The sequence below is a fragment of the Enterobacter sp. R-25 genome, from assembly GCF_049913205.1.
GTDB lineage: Bacteria > Pseudomonadota > Gammaproteobacteria > Enterobacterales > Enterobacteriaceae > Enterobacter > Enterobacter ludwigii.
In genome coordinates this window covers 1660159-1679325 of the sequence record NZ_CP183982.1, presented here as the reverse complement: position 1 = coordinate 1679325, position 19167 = coordinate 1660159, and the positions used below count along the sequence as shown (strand labels likewise).

At 59.1% G+C, this 19167-nt stretch carries 18 protein-coding genes and 2 pseudogenes; 7 read left to right on the top strand and 13 right to left on the bottom strand.

Annotated features, from left to right (window positions below; translation table 11 throughout):
• Positions 1 to 26: 26 nt before the first annotated feature.
• Complete coding sequence (locus ACN9MQ_RS07905) at positions 27 to 1241, bottom strand: extracellular solute-binding protein (RefSeq protein ID WP_244047863.1); 1215 nt, start codon at positions 1239 to 1241, stop codon at positions 27 to 29.
• 321 nt (positions 1242 to 1562) lie between these two features.
• Between ACN9MQ_RS07905 and ACN9MQ_RS07900 the strand changes: the two genes are divergently transcribed.
• Positions 1563 to 2678: an ABC transporter ATP-binding protein gene (locus tag ACN9MQ_RS07900; RefSeq protein ID WP_032681288.1), complete on the top strand. Its 1116-nt coding sequence runs from the start codon at positions 1563 to 1565 to the stop codon at positions 2676 to 2678.
• Here the strand turns inward: ACN9MQ_RS07900 and hpxK are convergent.
• The 7 genes from hpxK to hpxU all read right to left on the bottom strand — a co-directional run bounded on the left by hpxK (position 2675) and on the right by hpxU (position 9027).
• Positions 2675 to 3916, bottom strand: coding sequence for an allantoate amidohydrolase (hpxK, locus tag ACN9MQ_RS07895; RefSeq protein WP_063214612.1), 1242 nt, complete (start codon positions 3914 to 3916; stop codon positions 2675 to 2677). The genes ACN9MQ_RS07900 and hpxK overlap by 4 nt on opposite strands.
• Complete coding sequence (locus ACN9MQ_RS07890) at positions 3913 to 5154, bottom strand: pyridoxal-phosphate-dependent aminotransferase family protein (protein WP_214578756.1); 1242 nt, start codon at positions 5152 to 5154, stop codon at positions 3913 to 3915. Before ACN9MQ_RS07890 ends, hpxK begins: the two co-directional genes overlap by 4 nt.
• 14 nt (positions 5155 to 5168) lie before the next feature.
• Positions 5169 to 5906, bottom strand: coding sequence for an amino acid ABC transporter ATP-binding protein (locus ACN9MQ_RS07885; RefSeq protein ID WP_020884737.1), 738 nt, complete (start codon positions 5904 to 5906; stop codon positions 5169 to 5171).
• Positions 5887 to 6543, bottom strand: a complete 657-nt coding sequence (locus ACN9MQ_RS07880; RefSeq protein ID WP_025204495.1) for an amino acid ABC transporter permease — start codon at positions 6541 to 6543, stop codon at positions 5887 to 5889. Before ACN9MQ_RS07880 ends, ACN9MQ_RS07885 begins: the two co-directional genes overlap by 20 nt.
• Positions 6543 to 7208: an amino acid ABC transporter permease gene (locus tag ACN9MQ_RS07875; protein WP_014169471.1), complete on the bottom strand. Its 666-nt coding sequence runs from the start codon at positions 7206 to 7208 to the stop codon at positions 6543 to 6545. The genes ACN9MQ_RS07880 and ACN9MQ_RS07875 overlap by 1 nt, the downstream gene beginning before the upstream one ends.
• Positions 7209 to 7212: 4 nt before the next feature.
• A complete protein-coding gene (locus ACN9MQ_RS07870; protein ID WP_410377380.1) occupies positions 7213 to 7995 on the bottom strand; it encodes a transporter substrate-binding domain-containing protein in 783 nt (260 codons plus the stop codon).
• A gap of 192 nt (positions 7996 to 8187) precedes the next feature.
• Positions 8188 to 9027 (bottom strand): MurR/RpiR family transcriptional regulator HpxU, encoded by an 840-nt coding sequence (gene hpxU, locus ACN9MQ_RS07865; RefSeq protein ID WP_020884740.1) that lies wholly within the window; start codon positions 9025 to 9027, stop codon positions 8188 to 8190.
• 153 nt (positions 9028 to 9180) lie between these two features.
• Between hpxU and hpxW the strand changes: the two genes are divergently transcribed.
• From hpxW to hpxZ, 4 genes are read left to right on the top strand one after another with little or no spacing between them, the layout of a single operon-like run.
• Positions 9181 to 10764: an oxamate amidohydrolase gene (hpxW, locus tag ACN9MQ_RS07860; protein WP_426021584.1), complete on the top strand. Its 1584-nt coding sequence runs from the start codon at positions 9181 to 9183 to the stop codon at positions 10762 to 10764.
• 10 nt (positions 10765 to 10774) lie between these two features.
• The gene (gene hpxX / locus ACN9MQ_RS07855) at positions 10775 to 10963 is read left to right on the top strand and encodes an oxalurate catabolism protein HpxX (RefSeq protein WP_025204497.1); all 189 of its coding nucleotides are present in this window, start codon (positions 10775 to 10777) and stop codon (positions 10961 to 10963) included.
• Positions 10960 to 12357 (top strand): AtzE family amidohydrolase, encoded by a 1398-nt coding sequence (locus ACN9MQ_RS07850; protein WP_426021582.1) that lies wholly within the window; start codon positions 10960 to 10962, stop codon positions 12355 to 12357. The genes hpxX and ACN9MQ_RS07850 overlap by 4 nt, the downstream gene beginning before the upstream one ends.
• Positions 12354 to 12740 carry an oxalurate catabolism protein HpxZ gene (gene hpxZ / locus ACN9MQ_RS07845; RefSeq protein WP_063214615.1) on the top strand — a complete coding sequence of 129 codons (387 nt, stop codon included), beginning with the start codon at positions 12354 to 12356 and terminating at the stop codon, positions 12738 to 12740. Before ACN9MQ_RS07850 ends, hpxZ begins: the two co-directional genes overlap by 4 nt.
• A 92-nt stretch (positions 12741 to 12832) precedes the next feature.
• Here the strand turns inward: hpxZ and puuE are convergent.
• From puuE to ACN9MQ_RS07830, 3 genes and pseudogenes are all read right to left on the bottom strand, one after another.
• Positions 12833 to 13750: pseudogene (gene puuE / locus ACN9MQ_RS07840) on the bottom strand (allantoinase PuuE); the annotation flags it as partial.
• Positions 13650 to 14523: pseudogene (gene hpxA, locus ACN9MQ_RS07835) on the bottom strand (allantoin racemase). The pseudogenes puuE and hpxA, both read right to left, overlap by 101 nt.
• Positions 14523 to 15239, bottom strand: coding sequence for a GntR family transcriptional regulator (locus tag ACN9MQ_RS07830; protein ID WP_410389668.1), 717 nt, complete (start codon positions 15237 to 15239; stop codon positions 14523 to 14525). Before ACN9MQ_RS07830 ends, hpxA begins: the two are co-directional and overlap by 1 nt.
• A gap of 144 nt (positions 15240 to 15383) precedes the next feature.
• Here ACN9MQ_RS07830 and ACN9MQ_RS07825 point away from each other — a divergent pair, with 144 nt between their 5' ends.
• Positions 15384 to 16880: an NCS1 family nucleobase:cation symporter-1 gene (locus ACN9MQ_RS07825; protein WP_014169461.1), complete on the top strand. Its 1497-nt coding sequence runs from the start codon at positions 15384 to 15386 to the stop codon at positions 16878 to 16880.
• Between the two features lie 99 nt (positions 16881 to 16979).
• Entirely contained in the window at positions 16980 to 18299 is a 1320-nt protein-coding gene (gene guaD, locus ACN9MQ_RS07820) for a guanine deaminase (protein WP_426262692.1), read from the top strand.
• Here the strand turns inward: guaD and uraH are convergent.
• Entirely contained in the window at positions 18279 to 18602 is a 324-nt protein-coding gene (gene uraH / locus ACN9MQ_RS07815; protein ID WP_113656759.1) for a hydroxyisourate hydrolase, read from the bottom strand. The genes guaD and uraH overlap by 21 nt on opposite strands.
• Positions 18599 to 19099, bottom strand: coding sequence for a 2-oxo-4-hydroxy-4-carboxy-5-ureidoimidazoline decarboxylase (gene uraD / locus ACN9MQ_RS07810; protein ID WP_134179244.1), 501 nt, complete (start codon positions 19097 to 19099; stop codon positions 18599 to 18601). The genes uraH and uraD overlap by 4 nt, the downstream gene beginning before the upstream one ends.
• Between the last annotated feature and the right edge of the window lie 68 nt (positions 19100 to 19167).

Genomic DNA, 19167 nt, shown 5'->3' with positions numbered 1-19167 from the left:
CCCTCCCGTTCTGCGACGTCAGAAAACTACTGGTTGCTGGCCTGCATGGCTTCGATTTGCATCTGAACCTGTTTTTCTGCGCTGTCGAGCGCGGCTTTCGGATCCTGTTTACCGGTCAGGCTCAGCTCGAGGGCCGCGTTCGCCGGAGCCCAGACTTCACCCATTTCCGGAATGCCCGGCATCGCTGTCGCCCGTGCGGCCTGCACGGCAACCGCGCTGGCTTTCTCGTCGTTCTTAATGAGCGGATCGTCAATCATTGCGGTCAGCGGCGGAATTTCACGCGTCGCGATATAGCGCGTTTTGACGTACTGCGGCTGGTTGATAAATTCGATAAATTTCTGCGCCATGGCTTTGTCTTTGCTCCAGGTAGAGACGACATAGCCCTTCACGCCCAGGAATGAACTCATTGGCTTACCGTCCGGCAGCGTCGGCAGCGGCGCAACGCCGTAGTTAATGCCCGCCGCTTCGTACGGCTGGAACGCCCACGGACCGTTGATGACGGCTGCCGCTTTTTTCTCGGTAAACAGAGAATCGATCGCGTTCAGACCGTTATCGCCGATGATCCCCGCCGGGAACACGTCATCGGTATAGAATTTTTTCAGGTAGGTGACCGCGTCTACCGCGCCCGGCTTGTTCAGGCCCACGTCGCTGGCGTTATAACCGCCTTTATCGTTTTTACCGAAGATGTACCCGCCCATCGGGGAGATAGCCCCCCAGCTGTAGTAAATCTGGTCGAACTTGGCGAGCAGGCCGTACTGGTTTTTGGCGCGCTGCTGTTTAGAAAAGTCATACCAGTCCTGAAGTGAGTTGAGCGGCTTCGCGATCAGGTCTTTGTTGTAAATCAGCACCAGCGTCTCAACCGCTTTCGGCACACCGTAAAGGGTGCTATCCATTTTGAAGGCATTGATGGACGCTGGCGTGTACTGTTCGGTCTGCTTCGCCTCCAGATTCAGGGGGGTCAGCAGCCCTTGCACAACCGCCCCGCCCAGTTGATCATTGGGAATGACCAGCACGTCCGGGCCAATTCCTGCCGGGCCGTCGAGGCGCAGTTTTTCCAGCTGCTGCGCGTAAGGCATCTCCTGCAGGTTAACCTTAACGTCGTACTGCTTTTCGAAATCGGCGACCGCGTCTTTAATGCCGGACGACTTTTTGATGTCTTCCCAGACGTTAAGCTGCGTGGTGGCGTGAGCCTGCACCGCGAGCGTAGAGAGGATCAGAGCAGCGAGTATGTTCTTTTTCATTATCAACCTCATGTGAAGGTATAACAATTTTATGGTTGTTATTGCATTCCACCGCCATACACCTTCGCCAGAAAACCGACTAACACTGGCGTACAACGTATAACATCAAATGCCTTTGGTTTGGTATACGCTACCCTTCACATCATGATAACTCTACAAAAAACTGTAAGTTGTGTGATCGTCATAACATTAATGGAATATCAGTATAGGGTGCGTGAATACTGGAAGTTATAGTCAGAGCAGACAAATTGCACCGTCCAGCCATGTAGCAAATAATTGTTATACGTAATACATACGCGGCGGTTTACTCGGGGAATACAGATGTCGAACATACAATTGAGGAATGTCACCAAACGCTTTGGCGACACCGTAACCTTGCACAACGTGAATCTTGAGATTGAAGACGGTGAGTTTGCCGTCTTTGTCGGTCCTTCCGGCTGCGGTAAATCGACAATGCTGCGCATGATTGCCGGACTGGAGGACATTAGCGAAGGGGAAGTGTTGATTGGTGACGAGGTGATGAACGACGTTGCCCCCTCCCACCGCGGCGTGGCGATGGTGTTTCAGTCCTATGCGCTCTACCCACATATGACGGTGGCCGAAAACATGGGCTACGGCCTGAAGGTCAATAAGGTGCCGAAAGATCAGATCCGCCATCAGGTCGAGATGGTGGCCAAAACGCTGCAGCTTTCCCATCTTCTGGATCGCAAACCTAAGCAGCTTTCCGGCGGCCAGCGCCAGCGTGTGGCCATTGGCCGCGCCATCGTACGTAATCCGCGGGTCTTTATGTTCGACGAACCGCTCTCCAACCTGGATGCCGAGCTGCGCGTTGAGATGCGTCTGCACCTTGCCCGTCTGCACCAGGAACTGAAAACCACCATGGTGTATGTCACCCACGACCAGATAGAAGCGATGACCCTGGCTGATAAAATTGTGGTGATGAACTACGGAAAGGTTGAGCAGATGGGCGCGCCGATGGAACTCTACTACAAACCGGCGAACAAGTTCGTGGCTGGGTTTATCGGCTCGCCGAAGATGAATTTCCTGCCGGCAACGGTAGAGTCCTGGCAACCGGGTGAGCTGACGGTGAGATTATCCCAGCAGAAGACACTCACACTGGCCCTGACCACCACACCGTTGAACGCAGGCAGCCCGGTGACGCTGGGCATTCGTCCGGAACATTTAACCACCGATCTCCGCCACGGCACGCGGCTGACGTTTAACTGTGAAGTGGTTGAGCGTCTGGGCAACAACACCTACCTCTTTGGTCAGTGCTACGGCCACGACAATGTGAAGATTTTGCTGCCGGGCGATGTGAAATTCGCACCGTGGCAGCAAATTGATGTGGCTTTTGACGATCGCCACTGCATGGTGTTTGACGAGCAGGATGTGCGGGTGAGTGCCGACATCGATGAAGCGGTACGCTCGGTCGCTTAACCCGCCAGACGCGTTACCGCACGCGTAAAGGCATCAATCGCCAGCGCGACATCCTCAGCCATCACCGATTCCGCCGGATGGTGGCTGACGCCTCCCCTACACCGCACAAACAACATCCCTACCGGCCAGCGCTCCGCCAGGGCGATGGTGTCATGACCGGCACCGCTCGGCAGCGATAATGTCTTCCCCTGCACCGATTCTACAGCCTCCGCCAGCAGCGCCTGCAGACGTGTATCGCATGGCGTGGCGGCGATTCGGTAAAATTCGTCGGCTGCAAAATGTATTCCGCGACGGGCCGCTATCGCCTGCGCCTGCGTCAGCAGTGCAGTAAGCAGAAGGTCAAGCGGCGCATCCTGCGGGCCGCGAATATCTAACGAGAGCGCGACCTCGCCGGGGATGACGTTTACCGCACCAGGCAGGCAGCGCAACTCACCCACCGTGGCCACCAGGTTGCCGCCGTGCTGACGGGTGGTGTTTTCAATCAGCACCATCCATTCGGCGGCGGCGGCCAGCGCGTCCTTACGATGCGCCATCGGCACGGTCCCGGCGTGGCCGGCCTCACCGGTGAAGCGGCAGTTCAGACGACGCGCGCCGTTAATGGCTTCAACCACGCCCAGCGCCAGACCGGCCTGTTCCAGACACGGTCCTTGTTCAATATGCAGCTCCAGACAGGCGCTGAAATCATCCGGGCGTCTTGCGGCCATCGCGACACGGCTGGGATCTAACCCTGCCTGTACCATCGCCTGCGCCACGCTGATACCTCTGGCATCGCACGTGTCGAGCCAGCCCACAGGCCAGGTGCCCGTCAGGGCGCGGCTGCCCAACAGCGTGATACCAAAGCGGGTTCCCTCTTCATCGCAAAAGCCGACAATCTCAACGGCCTGCGCCAGCCGTTTTCCCTGCTGATGCAGGCTGTCAACGACTTCAATGGCCGTCAGCACCCCCAGCATCCCGTCGTAGCGCCCGGCATTGCGCACGGTATCCAGATGCGAGCCAAGCAACACCGCCGGTGCGCCCTCCTGCTCGCCTTCATAACGTCCGCAGATATTCCCCACGCTGTCCTGCCAGACGGTCATGCCTGCCTGGTTCATCCACTGCCCGACCAGCTGGTTAGCCTGCAGATGCTGGGCAGAGAGATACACGCGGGTAAGGGAATCCTGGGTTTCGCTGATGGCGGCCAGCGCATCGGCGCGGGCCATCACACGTTCTGCCGCCTGCTGGCGTGTCGCGTGATTCATAGCGCCGTCTCAGTGTGGTAATGATCCCACGCGGCCTGCATCGCAGCACCCTGCGTAGTGGAAAACTTCAGGTAGTTCAGTACCGACTCCAGCGCACTCAGGGTGGTCATCACGCAGTCTTTACGCGCGTTATAGCCCATGGTGCCAATACGCCACACTTTGCCGTGCAGCGGACCAAACGAAGTACCGATTTCAATGCCGAAATCCTCCAGCATCAGTTTACGCACCTGGTCACCGTTTACGCCCTGAGGGATAAGCACGCCCAGCACGTTGTTCATCTTGTGCCTGAGGTCGCCGAAGGTCTCGAGTCCCATCGCCTGAATACCTTTCAGCAGCGCATCCCCGTGCAGCTTGTGGCGGGCGATACCGTTATCCAGCCCTTCCTGCAGAATGAGGCGGGCACATTCGCGGGCGCCAAACAGCGCGGTGGTCGCTTCAGTGTGGTGGTTCAGACGCTCGGGTCCCCAGTAATCCATCACCATGCCGAGGTCGAAATAGTTGGAGTAAATCATCTCTTCGTCGCCGTCGCGATGGGCATCGGTACGGATCCCCTCTTCGATGCATTTGCGGCGACGGATTGCCTCTTCCATCCGCGGGCTCAGGGTAACAGGCGAGGTGCCGGACGGACCGCCAAGACATTTCTGCATCCCCGCCGAGACCGCATCCAGCCCCCAGGCATCGGTCTCCAGGGCGTTGCCGCCGAGCGACGCGGTAGCATCGGTATAAAACAGGACATCGTAACGACGGCAGATTGCCCCGAGTTCCGCAAGCGGCTGCAGCATGGTGGTGGACGTATCCCCCTGCACGGTTAACAGCAGGCGCGGACGCACGCGTTTAATGGCATCTTCCACCCGATCCGGTGTGAACACCTCGCCCCACGGTACCTCGATGGTGTGGACCTCTGCGCGGCAGCGGCGGGCAATTTCGCACAGCAGATGGCCGAAGCGACCAAAAACGGGCACCAGCACTTTGTCCCCCGGACGAATGGCCGATACCAGAATCGCTTCAATCCCCGCGCGGGAGGTGCCGTCCACCAGCATCGTCCAGCGGTTTTCCGTGCGGAACACGCCGCGGTAGAGTGCCATGACGTCGTTCATGTAGTGGGTCATCGCCGGATCGTACTGGCCGATAAGCTGGCTCGACATGGCACGCAGCACGCGCGGATCGGCGTTGATCGGCCCCGGCCCCATCAGCAGACGTTGTGGCGGATTGATTTGCGGAAATTGAGCGATATCCATTTTTTAGTCCTTAGTTAATTGAGGCCGCGCACGGAGGAGATAAACTGTTTAAGCTCAGTGGTCTGTGGGTTAGCGAACAGCGTTTTGCTGTCGCCCTGCTCCCAGACGCGCCCCTGATGCATAAACACCACGCGGTCGCCCACTTCGCGGGCAAAATTCATTTCATGGGTCACCAGGATCAGCGTCATCCCCTCAGCGGCCAGTTGTTCCAGCACCTTGAGCACTTCGCCTACCAGTTCCGGGTCGAGCGCGGAAGTTATCTCGTCACAGAGTAAAACTTTAGGCGACATCGCCAGAGCACGGGCAATCGCCACGCGCTGCTGCTGGCCGCCGGAGAGGCTTGACGGGTAGTAATCCAGACGGTCACCCAGCCCGACTTTCTCCAGCATGCGCTGCGCCAGCACCTGACATTCTGCTGCGCTTTTCTTCAGCACCCGACGTGGCGCGAGCATCACGTTTTCCATCGCCGTCATGTGCGGGAAAAGGTTGAAGTTCTGAAATACCATGCCGACCGAGCGGCTGATTTCACGCGCCTGGGAATCCCGGTCGGTAATGGTCATGCCGCCGAGCTTGATGCTGCCGTCCTGATACCCTTCGAGGCCGTTAATGCAGCGCAACAGCGTGCTTTTACCCGAACCGCTGCGCCCGATAATTGAAATAACCTGGCCCATGTCGATGTCCAGATCCACACCCTTGAGCACGTGGTTATCGCCGTAGTACTTCTGCACCTGATTAATGGTGATGAGAGGCATTGAATTTAGTCTCCAGATAACGGCTGTAGCGCGACAGCGGATAACACAGAATGAAGTAGCCGAGCGCCACCAGCGCAAAGACTTTAAACGGCTGATAGGTCACGTTGGTCAGCATCGTCCCGGCCTTGGTCAGCTCGATAAAACCGATAATGGATGCCAGCGCGGTCCCCTTAATCACCTGCACGGCGAAACCCACCGTTGGGGCGATGGCGATGCGTAACGCCTGGGGAGCCACCACGCGAAACAGCGTCTGGCCGAAGGTCAGCCCCAGACAGCGCGACGCCTCCCACTGCCCTTTCGGCAGCGCACGAATACTGCCAAACCAGATATCAAGCAAAAAAGCGCTGGTGTAGAACGTCAGGGCCAGCGACGCGGCGGTCCACGGCGAAACATCGATACCCAACAGCGCCACGCCGAAGAAGGCCAGGAACAGTTGCATCAGCAGCGGCGTGCCCTGAAACAGTTCGATATAGCCGCGGATAAGACGTTTTACCGTACGCCCGCCCGTGAGGCGCAACAGCAACAGCGGCAGCGTTACCGCCGCCCCGCCGACAAACGCCACCAGCGACAGCAGCACCGTCCAGCGTCCGGCGAGCAGCAGATTGCGAATAATGTCCCAGTCGGTAAAGGTGGTCATCATGCCTGTACCCCCAGCCACTTCCGTCCTGCCGCCATCATTAGCTGGCGCAGGGTAATTGACAGCACCAGGTAAATTCCGGTGGTCACCAGATAGACCTCAAAGCTCAGGAACGTTCTTGACTGAATCAGGTTGGCGGCAAAAGTCAGCTCTTCATAGGAGACCTGCGACACCACCGACGAACCGAGCATAACGATAATGCACTGGCTGACCAGCGCCGGATAAATACGCTGCAGTGCCGGTGGCAGCACCACGCGTATAAACGTTTGCAGGCGGGTAAGCCCCAGCACGCGGCCGGCCTCCCACTGTCCTTTGGGCGTAACCTGAATACCGGCACGGACAATCTCCGTGCTGTACGCGCCCAGGTTGACGACCATTGCCAGCAGCGCCGCTTCGCCCGCCGTCATCTTCAGCCCCAGATTCGGCAGACCGAACACAATGAAAAACAGCTGCACGACAAAGGGCGTGTTGCGGATAATCTCCACGTAGCCGCCCCAGATCCGGCTGAACCACGTCGTCCGGCCGCTGCGAATCGCCGCCCCGAAAATACCGATCGCCAGCCCGCCGAGGGTTGCCATCACCGTCAGTTGAATGGTGACCCACAGCCCTGCCAGCAGCGCCGGCCAGTACGGCCAGAGCGCAGAGAAATGGAGTTGCTCTGTCATCGCCTTACACGCCCAGGCTTGCCGGCAACGGCGCTTTCAGCCACTGCTCAGAGAGGCTATTCAGGGTGCCGTCTTTAATTCCCTGTTCAATCACCGCATCAACTTTCGCTTTCAGCGCCGGTTCGTTTTTCTTCAGCCCGATAAAGCACGGCGAGTCCTTCAGCATAAAGCTCGGAACCGGGGCTTTGGCGGCGTTCTGGCGGGAAATCGCCGCCACGACCAGATTGCCTGTCGCCACGTACTGGACCTGACCGGACAGGTAAGCCGACAGCGTGGTGTTATTGTCTTCGTAGCGTTTGACGTCTGCATCTTTCGGCGCAAGGCTGGTCAGCACCATGTCCTCCACCGCGCCGCGCGTCACGCCAATGGTTTTTCCACTCAGTTGAGCAGCATCTTTCAGCTCAGCCCCTTTCGGGCCGAACACGCCGAGGAAGAACGGCGCATAGGCACGGCTAAAATCGATCACCTTTTCACGCTCGGCGTTTTTACCGAGGCTTGAGATCACCAGATCCACCTTATCGGTTTGCAGATACGGCACGCGGTTGGCACTGGTCACCGGCACCAGCTGCAGCTTGAGCTTCATCTGTTTTGCCAGATAGCGCGCCATGTCAATGTCGTAGCCCTGCGGCTGGAGATCGGTCCCGACCGAACCAAACGGAGGAAAATCCTGCGGGACGGCGATACGAAGAGTGCCGCGTTTCTCAATATCCTGAAGCTGGTCAGCTTTTGCTGGCAGGTTTGCAAACAGACAGACGACCCCGGTCAGTGCAATCAATAACTTTTTCATGGTGCTTCCCCGTAACGTTAACATGAAACAAAAGATTCTTTGAATTGGATTTTGCAACTAATGTGCCAGATGAAGCGAAACGGGAAATTTTCTCTGAAGGCCTGATAAAACGAGAGCGGGGCGGAAAAGGCCTCCCTTTTCCGCCCCGCTTTTCTGCACTATTTTAATGCAAAGCACCAGCCTGATGCCCCATTATCGCTGTTCCAGTTCGTCCAGCTGCTGATACAGGGAGGCGATATCGTGGATCCGGGGACGGCCTTTATCGAGGATTTCATGCAGGAAGGCGTTAGCCAGCAGGTTGATCAGACTGTTGACCGACGAGTAGCTGTCGTACGCCGAGACGCTGTCCAGCGGGGCGCAGAGCTGCCAGCTGGTCAGCGGAAACAGGCTGTGCGCCTGCGGCTCACACATCAGCAGAACCGGAATACCGCTGTGCTGAAGCTGCTGCAACAGCGGCCGTACGATCCGCGGGCGACGGCGAAATGCCATCATAATCACCAGATCGTCGGGCGTTAAATCGACCAGTTCCTCGCTCAGGCTCTGCCCCGGCTGCGGCAGCAGCAGCACCTGTCCGCGCGCCTGCAACAGCTGCTGGCGCAGGTGCAGCGCCGCCGGATAGGCGTTGCGCATCCCGATAATCACAATCCGCCGTGCCTTCACCATTGAGGCCATGGCCTCGGCAAACTGCTGAGCATCCAGAGCGTTGACCCACTGGGTGAGGTTTGCCATCTCCTGCTTATAATGCCGCGCCAGCAGAGTGTTGCCCTGCACCGCATCGCGGTTATCGGTCAGCGGCATGCCGCTCTGGCGCAGCGTGCGCAGTTCGTCGCGCATCTCTTTATACTTCTCATAGCCCAGACGCTTAAACAGACGGCTCACCGTGGCTTTCGACACCCCGCTCAGCTGCGCCAGCTCGGCGCTGTTATAACTAATGAGGTCGTCGAAATGATCAAAAATAAAATCAGCCACCCGTTGCTCCTGCGGTGACAACGACGCGTATTGCGCTTTCAGACGTTCATCAAGCTGTTCCATAAAGCCTCTGTAACTTTTGTTTCACCTCACTATACCTTTCATTAAGCATGCCAGCTTCTTAAAACGTTATGTTACGACTGACGTGAAACTTTTCATTCATAACTGGAACAGCTTTTGCAGCACCTTGTGACTTTTGGGTTATGAGGACTCTCCATGCAAAGTAATGTCTCCGTACACGGAATGGCCGTGGCGCCCCACCATCTTGCCAGCCAGAGCGCCCTGGCCATTCTGCGCGAAGGCGGTAGCGCGATTGAGGCAATGGTCGCCGCCGCCGCAACCATTGCCGTGGTTTACCCGCACATGAACGGTCTCGGTGGGGACGGTTTCTGGCTTATCGTGCCGCCTGACGGCGAACCGGTTGCCATTGACGCCAGCGGCGCAGCAGGCTCACTGGCGACGCTTGCCGCCTATGACGATGTCTCTCAGATCCCCCATCGCGGGCCTCGCGCGGCGCTGACCGTGGCGGGAACGGTGAGCGGCTGGGACGAAGCGCTGAAGGTTTCGCGCACGCTGACGGGCACCGCTCTTCCCCTGAATCGCCTGCTGGCAGACGCCATTGACTATGCCCGAAACGGCACGCCGGTGACCGCGTCTCAGGCCGCTGCCACGGCCAGTAAGCTGGATGAACTGAAGGACCTGCCCGGCTTCGCGGAGACCTGGCTGACGGAGGGCAAACCGCCACAGGTCGGCAGCCGGTTTTATCAACCGGCGCTGGCCTCCACGCTCTCGCACCTCGCAGAAGACGGTCTGGACAGTTTTTATCGCGGCCCGCTGGCGGAGCGTCTGGCCCGGGGCATGGCAACGCTGGGGCTGCCCATCACCCTGGCTGACCTAAACGCGCATGTCGCCCGGCGCACCACGCCGCTGAAATTACAGCATCAGCAGGGCGAAGTGTGGAACCTTGCGCCGCCAACGCAGGGGCTGGTGTCGCTGGCGATCCTCGGGATAACCGACCGCCTGTCCATGGCCGATGCTGACGAAGCGACCACCGTTCACCGCATTGTAGAGGCCACCAAACTGGCGTTTGGTCTGCGCGATGCCCATATCACCGACCCGCGCGAGCTGAAAACCGATATCCAGGGTCTGCTGGATCCTGCCGCACTGGCCGCCCTCGCCGACCAGGTCGATGATAACCAGGCCGCACCGTGGGGCTGCGGCAAAGGCCCTGGTGATACGGTCTGGATGGGGGTGATGGATAACAGCGGTCTTGCCGTGTCATTTATCCAGAGCATTTATCACGAGTTCGGCAGCGGCGTGGTCCTGCCTGATACCGGCATCGTCTGGCAAAACCGGGGAGCCTCATTCAGCCTCAATCCCCGTCACCTGCTGGCGCTTGCGCCAGGAAAACAACCGTTCCACACCCTGAACCCGGCAGCCGCGCGTCTGCATGACGGACGCGTCATGGTCTACGGCTCGATGGGCGGTGACGGCCAGCCGCAAACCCAGGCCACCCTGTTTACCCGCTATGTGGTGCAGGGGGTACCACTGCAGGAGAGCATCGCCCGCCCGCGCTGGTTACTGGGACGCACCTGGGGTCAGACGTCCGACACCCTGAAGGTGGAAGGCCGCTTTACGCCGCAGACCGTCGCGCGCCTGCAGGCGCTGGGGCACGACGTGGAGTGCTTCCCGGCATTCAGCGAAGCCATGGGCCACGCGGGTGCGATTGTTCGTCATCCCAACGGGCTGTTTGAAGGGGCATTTGACCCGCGCAGCAACGGCGCCGCCGCCGGATTTTAAGGAGAGACTGATGAATACCACACAACCTGACTGGCATGCCTATCTGGCGCAAATGGAGTCCGTGCTGGGCGTTGAGCTGGATGACGCCCGCCGGGCAGAACTCCATGTACAGTTCTGCCGTATCGCGGCGATGGCCGCCCCGCTGATGGCGCTGCCGCTTGATGACCGTCTGGAGATCGCAGGAGTATACAAAGCATGACGCTACACGAGATGAGTATCAGTGAGATCCAGCAGGCGTTGAGTGCAGGCGACCTGAGCGCCCATGACATCGCCCGCCAGACCCTGGAAGCCATTACGCGCATCAATCCCCATATCAACGCCTGGACCACCGTCACGGAAGAACGCATGCTGGCCGAAGCCGAGAATATCGACACCCTGCGTCGGGAGAAACGCCCTCTGCCGCCGCTGGCAGGTATTCCCTACGCGGTGAAAAACCTGTTCGACGTCGCCGGGCATACGACCCTTGCCGGTGCAGAGCTGTTCAGCCAGCGCGCCCCCGCCACCGCTGACAGCTTTGCGGTACGCCAGCTGCGCAGTGCCGGTGGCTTATTGTCGGGGATGGTCAACATGGATGCCTACGCCTACGGCTTTACGACGGAAAACACTTACTACGGCGCAACGCGTAACCCGCACGATGTGACGCGCATTGCCGGAGGATCGTCCGGCGGCTCTGCCGCCGCGGTCGCTGCCGGACTGGTCCATTTTTCGCTCGGTACCGACACCAACGGGTCGATTCGCGTACCGGCCTCCCTGTGCGGAATATACGGTCTTAAGCCCACTTTTGGTCGTCTGTCACGCGCCGGCAGCCATCCGTTTGTCGCCAGTCTGGATCACATCGGGCCGTTTGCCCGTCGCGTGAGCGATCTGGCGTCGGTGTACGATGCACTGCAGGGTCGGGATACCAGCGACGGATTTCAGGCGGAGAGCTCCCGGGAGCAGACCCGGCCCCTGCTCGACCGCGGTCTGGATGGTTTGCGCTGCGCGGTGCTCGGCGGCTATTTCAGTACCTGGTGCGACAGCGACATGCGGGACGCCGTGGCGCGGGTGGCAAAAGCCCTCGACGTGCAGGAAACGCTGCAGTTCCCCGATGCCGAGCTGGCCCGCTCCGCGGCGTTTATCATCAGCGCCTCGGAAGGCGGAAATCAGTACCTGCCCGCGCTTCGCCGCGAGCCCGGGCGTTTTGAACCCCATTCGCGCGAACGACTGCTGGCCGGCGCGATGATCCCTTCTGCCTGGTATATTCAGGCCCAGCGTTTTCGCACGCAGGCCCGACAGGCGTTTAAAGCGTTGTTTGCGCAGGCCGACGTGCTGATCGCCCCGGCCACGCCGCGCAGTGCAACGCGGATTGGCGAAGAGATTATGGAGATCAACGGCCAGCCGTTACCGGTTCGCGCCAGCATGGGCATGCTGACGCAGCCGATTTCGTTTTTAGGTTTACCCGTTACCACCGTCCCGCTGCGCACCGCTCAGGGCAGACCTGTTGGCCTGCAGTTGATCGCCGCGCCGTTTAACGAGCAAGCCTGCCTGCGCGTGGCGCGGGTGCTGGAAGCAAGCGGAATAACCGATGCCCGGCCGGCGGAGATGGCACCATGATAAATCACGATGACATTAACCTTCCGTGGGTCGTTGCAGAAGTGACCGCAGCCTTTTACCGCTATGAAGATGCGCTGGTAAGCAACAACATTCCGGTGCTGGATGAGCTGTTCTGGCACGACAAAAACACGGTGCGTCTCGGTGCGGGCGAAAACCTGTACGGCATTGAGGAAATCCGCGCCTTTCGGGCGGCGCGCCCGTCCGCGGGCCTGCAAAGGACGTTGCGCCATACGGTAATCACCACCTTCGGAGAGGATTACGCCGTGTGTAGCACCGAATTCACCCGCGAAGGAACGGAGCGGATTGGCCGCCAGCAGCAGACATGGGTACGCTTCCCGTACGGCTGGCGGATTGTGGCGGCGCAGGTGAGCGTGATGACGTAATGTTAATAACCCTGCCCAGCCTGCTTCTTTTCCCATCAGATAAGCAGCAGGCCGGGACAGGCGTCACCGCCCCCCGGCGCACTGCTGGATCGTTATTGTTGAAACGGGTGCACCTCACGCCAGTGATCGGCTATCTGCTGGCGGGTACAGACCCATACCCGATCGTGCTGCGCAAGGTAATCGAGGAACCGCTGGAGTGCACGAAAACGCCCCGGACGCCCCAGCAGACGGCAATGCATGCCGATGGACATCATCTTCGGCGCACGTTCCCCTTCTTCGTACAACACGTCAAAGCTGTCTTTCAGGTAGGTATAAAACTGCTCGGCGGTGTTGAACCCTTGGGCGGTCGCAAAGCGCATGTCGTTGGCATCCAGCGTATACGGCACAATCAGGTGGGGTTTGCGCGTGCCGTCGCTGCACGCCACTTGCGTCCAGAACGGTAAATCATCGCCATAGTAGTCGCTGTCATAGTCAAAGCCGCCATGCTCCACTACCAGCTGGCGGGTGTTTGGGCTGTCACGCCCGGTGTACCAGCCGGCAGGCGGTTTGCCAAACAGGTCAGTCAGGACATGCACCGCCTTGTGCAGGTGCTCGCGCTCCTGGTTGATATCCATACTTTGATAGTGGATCCAGCGCCAGCCGTGGCTAACCACGTCGTAATCAGCTGCTTTGATGGCGTCGACGATATCGGGATGTCGCGCCAGCGCCATTGCCACGCCAAAGACCGTCAGCGGCAGGCCACGCTTGCAGAATTCGTTATGGATCCGCCAGAACCCGGCGCGGCTGCCGTATTCATAGAGAGAGTCCATCGACATGTGTCTGTCCGGATAACTGGCCGCACCGATGATGTCCGAGAGGAATTGTTCTGAGCCGGCATCACCGTGCAGCACGTGGTTTTCCGCCCCTTCTTCATAATTGAGTACAAACTGCACGGCGATGCGCGCCTGGTTCGGCCACTGCGCGTGCGGCGGCTTGCCTGCATAGCCGCGTAAGTCCCGCGGATAATCTTCGTTAAAAAGCGCCATTATCACCCCCTCAATTAAAATGGATTCAGTGCCTGAAAGTGTCCGCTCAACGCTTTTTTCTCCGGGAAAGCCAGGTCCCCGTGCTTGCTGGTTGACAGCCCCAGCGCCACCAGCGACTCGACCATTTTCACCGCCGCACTGACGCCGTCGATCACCGGCACGTGCAGCTCACGCGTCAGCTCCTGCGCCAGCGTCGCCATTCCACCGCAGCCGAGCACAATCGCGCCGCAGCCATCTTCTTTCAGCGCCTGGATGCAGCGCGCGCGCACCTTCTCCTGAGCCAGGCCGCTACCGTCTTCCAGTGCCAGCACCGGCAGATCGATGGCATGCAGGGCTGCACAGTGGTCCTGGAAACCATACTGGTGCAAAAGATGGCGGGCGATAATCCGCGTGCGAGGCAGCGTGGTCACAACGGAAAAGCGTGTTGCCACCAGCGTGGCCATATGCATCGCAGCTTCTGCGATACCGATGACCGGCCCCTGCGCCAGCTCGCGCGCCGCCAGCAAGCCGGGGTCACCAAAGCAGGCAATCACGTGTCCATCCACGCCCTGTTGCCGTCCGCGTTTTATCTGTTCGAGAACGCCCACGGCGGCGATGGCCTCATCAAAATGACCTTCTATCGAGGGCACACCTGCGCTCGGGCAGACGGCGAGGATCTCCGTTCCCGGAGCTGCCACCGCGCGGGCTGCGGCGCCGATGGTTTCCGTCATCGCGAGGCTGGTGTTGGGGTTAATCACTTGTATACAAACAGACGACATTACGACTCCTTGTGGCTGGCGAACAGCCGGGCAAAATCAGGCAGGCACTCACCGGCCCGTTCGAAACAGAGGCTGGCGACAATATGTTCAAAATGGTGCATTAAGGCCTCACTCAGGGGCTGGAGCGCCTTCTGGCGCAAGAGTTCCACCAGTTGCTCGTGGTCATTGCAGCGGCAGCCCTGACGCCACGGCGCGCCCCAGGCTGCGATCACCAGCGACGACCGCTGGCTCAGTCCGGTCACCATCTCTGTCAGCACCTGATTGCCTGAAATGGCCTGAAGCTGAATATGGAAATTGGCGGAGTGGCGGATTGCGGCGGGACCGTCATACGCTTCTTGCGCCTGCTGCTCCTGGCGAATAATCCCTTCCAGTGCAGCCAGATGCGGCGGCTGACAGTGGGCCAGCACGTCCGGCAGGTTAGCCACCTCAAGCAGAGCGCGCGTGCGGAAGATCTGCTGCGCTTCTTCTACCGTCGGGCTGGCCACGTGTGCACCACGTTTGGGCGTTAAGGTGATCATTTGCACAGCGGCGAGTCGTTGCAGCACCTTGCGAATACCGGTGCGGCTCACGCCGAAGACCTCAGCCAGCGCCTCTTCAGGCAATTTACTTCCCGGGAGCAACTGATGTTCGACTATCGCAGTCATCAGCGCCTGAAAGATGGATTCATCTTTGTCATGCAGGTCTGGCGCGGTCTGCAGGCTGTTTATGTTGTTCATTAACCACTCCGATTTTTACTTTTCGCTATCGAATCGTATACATAAAAATAAAATATTGCATACAAGATTTATTATTTTGGCCTGGATCCTGCAACACCGTCTGCACTCCCACTTAACGGGTTTTCATTCACAGGAGCAGGTTTCATGCCAAACAGACAAAACGCGCAGCACGGTACGGCCGCTGATTCCGGTGCGGTTTACAGCCCACGGCTTTGCAATGAGGATCTGGCACCGACGCGTGACCAGAACTGGAGCTGGTACAACATCTTTTCTTTCTGGATGTCGGACGTCCACAGCATGGGGGGTTATGTTGTTGCCGCGAGCTTCTTTACGCTCGGGCTGGCAAGCTGGCAGGTCTTGCTCTGCCTGCTGATAGGGATTTGCATTGTGCAGTTGTGCGCCAACCTGGTGGCGAAACCGAGTCAGATGGCAGGCGTACCCTACGCGGTGATTTGCCGTCAGGCATTTGGCGTTTTCGGGGCCAATATTCCGGCGGTGATCCGCGGGCTGATTGCTTTCGCATGGTACGGCATTCAGACTTACCTGGCCGCCAACGCGCTGATGCTGGTGGCGCTTAAGTTCTGGCCTTCACTCGCGACGCTCACCACCGGTTCGTTCCTGGGCCTGTCGCATCTTGGCTGGATCTGTTTCGCTATCATGTGGGTGCTGCAGGCGATGGTCTTCTGGCACGGCATGAGCGCCATTAAGCGCTTTATTGATATCGCCGGTCCGGCGGTCTACGTGGTGATGCTGGCGCTGGCGGGATGGATTGTATACAAGACCGGTTTTGACGGCATCTCCTTTACCCTCGCCAGCAAATCCCTGAGCGCCGGTGAGCAGACCTGGCAGATGATCACCGCCACGGCGCTGGTGGTCTCTTACTTCTCCGGCCCGCTGCTCAATTTTGGTGACTTCTCCCGCTACGGTAAAAGCATGGGGGAGATCCGCCGCGGTAACCGCTGGGGCCTGCCGTTTAACTTCCTGCTGTTCTCCATCGTTACCGTGGTGATTGTGTCGGGTACGCAATCGCTGTTTGGCCGCATGATCACTGACCCGATTGAAACCGTCAGCCGTGTGGGCAACGATCTGGCGGTGGCCATTGGCTTGCTGACCATGATCACCGCCACCATCGGGATCAACATCGTGGCGAACTTCGTCTCCCCGGCGTTTGATTTCTCTAACTGTTCACCGCAAAAAATCAGCTTCCGCACCGGGGGGATGATCGCCGCCGTCGGCTCTATCCTGTTAACCCCGTGGAACCTGTTTAACTCGCCGGAGCTTATCCACTACACTCTGGACGTGCTCGGGGCGTTTATTGGCCCGCTGTTCGGGATTCTGATTGCCGATTTTTACCTGATTAAGCGCGGCAAGGTCTCCGTAGACGATCTGTTTGATGACACGCCAAAAGGCAAATACTGGTATCGCAACGGTTTCAACCCGAAAGCCATCGGCGCGCTGGTGCCATCCGTTGCCGTTGGACTGGTGATAAGCTTTATTCCCTCCCTGCATGAAGTGGCAAACTTTAGCTGGTTTATCGGTGTCTTCCTGGGCGGGGTCACCTACCGCTGGCTGGCGCGGGAAGAGCGTGAAGCGGCAGACGCCTCGTCGTTCAGCCCCCGCGTGGCGACGCAAAAAGAGTAACCCTTCCTTCGGGCCGCAGTTCCTCTGCGGCCTTTTTCATTCTGGCACCGTTTTTGCTCAGTCTCATCACCCCGCTACGCAAACACTAAGGCAGGAATCATGATGGACTACCAGACTGCGATCCGCGGTGCATTTTTTGATATTGCCCGGGTCTGCGACAGTGCAGACGTTATCGCCCAACAGGCGCGCTACCTTGAAGACGGGCTGCTGTTCATCCATGACGGCAAAATTCTGGCGCAGATGGCCTGGCAGGAGGGCGAGCAGTATCTTGATCCCTATAAAGGGTACACCGACCTGCGCGGCAAACTGCTGCTCCCGGGTTTTGTCGATACCCACGTCCATTACCCGCAGACGGAGATGATTGGCGCTTTTGGTGAGCAACTGCTGGAGTGGCTGACCACCTACACGTTCCCGGTAGAAAGCCAGTTTGCCGATGAGGCCTATGCGAAAGAGATTGCGGCGTTTTTCATCAACCAACTGGCCAGCCACGGCACCACCACCGCGCTGGTGTTTTGTACGCTGCATCCTGAATCGGTCGAGGCGCTGTTCACCGAGGCCCTGCGCCTTAACATGCGCCTTATCGCCGGGAAGGTGATGATGGACCGCCACACGCCTGACTACCTGAGTGAAACCGCGAAAGAGAGCTACCGGCAGACGCGCGAGTTGATCCAGCGCTGGCACCACCGTGGACGGTTGGGCTACGCCATTACGCCACGCTTTGCCCCGACCTCCTCACCGGAACTGCTGGCCGCGGTCAGCCTGCTCAGAGAGGAGTTTCCCGACACGTGGATGCAGACCCATCTGAGCGAAAACCCAAATGAAGTGGCCTGGGTGAGCGATCTGTGGCCGGAACATGAACGTTATCTGGATGTGTATCATCATTACGGGCTGACCGGCGAACGCAGCGTGTTTGCCCATGGGATCCACCTCCATGAGAGCGAGTGGCGCTGTCTGCACGATACCGGCTCGGCGGTGGCGTTTTGCCCCACCTCGAACCTGTTTCTTGGCAGCGGACTGTTCCGCTTACCCGCCTGCTGGCAACACCAGGTGCGTATGGGCATTGGCACCGATGTGGGTGCCGGAACCACCTTCAGCATGCTGCGCACCCTCGGGGAGGCGTACAAGGTGGGTCAGCTGCAGAGCTACCGCCTGCGCGCCAGCGAAGCGTTTTATCACGCCACGCTGGGCGGCGCTCACGCCCTGAGGCTGGACGATAAGATTGGCAATTTCGCCCCCGGCAAAGAGGCCGATTTTATCGTCATCGACCCGGCCGTTACGCCGCTACAGCGCCTGCGTAACCGGCGCTGTCAGGACATTTATGAGCAGCTGTTTGTGCTGATGACCCTGGGCGACGAGCGCAATATTAGCGAGACCTGGGTCAACGGTGTGCAGGTGTGGTCAACTGCCGCGGTAGGTTGACCACCCGCCCGGCGCAATCACAAACGGCAGGTGGAAGTGCTCGTCTGCCGTTTCTCCCGTCACAAAATCGATCTGCGCGCAGGGGTAAAGCGTGTCGCGGCCGGTTTCGGTGAACCAAGCCCCAATCTCGGCCACCAGCCGGTAACGTCCTGCTGACAGGAAAGGGATAAACGCGGTGATACGCCCCTGGGCGTTAGTGAAAGCAGTGGCCAATACGACGCCGTCCTGCTCAAGACAAACCCTTACGCCCTGCGCCGGTTTTCCCGTCGAAATATCAAGAATATGTGTGCTTAACGTACTCATTCGTCAATGACTCCTTCCAGCCGAAGCAGCGTAATTTCCCACAGCTGTTCCAGTGCGGCCTGTACCTCCTGCGCATCGCTGTTTTCCAGCCGGGCGTTCAGGGCGCGTAAAATCTCCTCACCGCTACGGCCTTTCGCGCGGATTAAAAACACGCGTCCAAAACGGGCCTCGTAGCGAGCGTTCCCTTCCTGCAGTGCCTGTGCCAGCTGCCTGTCGCGGTTGTCGACGGCACCCTGCTCCTGGCGCGAAAGCATCGCCTCCGCCTGGGCTCCCGTCGGTTTCTCACCAATTCGCGGGTGCGCATTCAGGGCCTGCGTAAGCGCCGTTTCATCCCAGGTTTGTGCCAGCGCCCGGGCGGCGTCGAACAGTGCTTTGCGGTGTAAATAGGGCCGCCCCTGCACCAGCGCATCGGCCCAGTCGGGCAACGCCACGCAGGGCTGCAACCGCGCGAGCGCCTCTTCGTGGCTCAGTTGATTAAAAGTTTGCAATGCAATCATACTCGCTCCCGTCATATCGTCGTTTTCTCGCTTTGCACAAACTACGCCACTCTTGCCATCCCCCATGA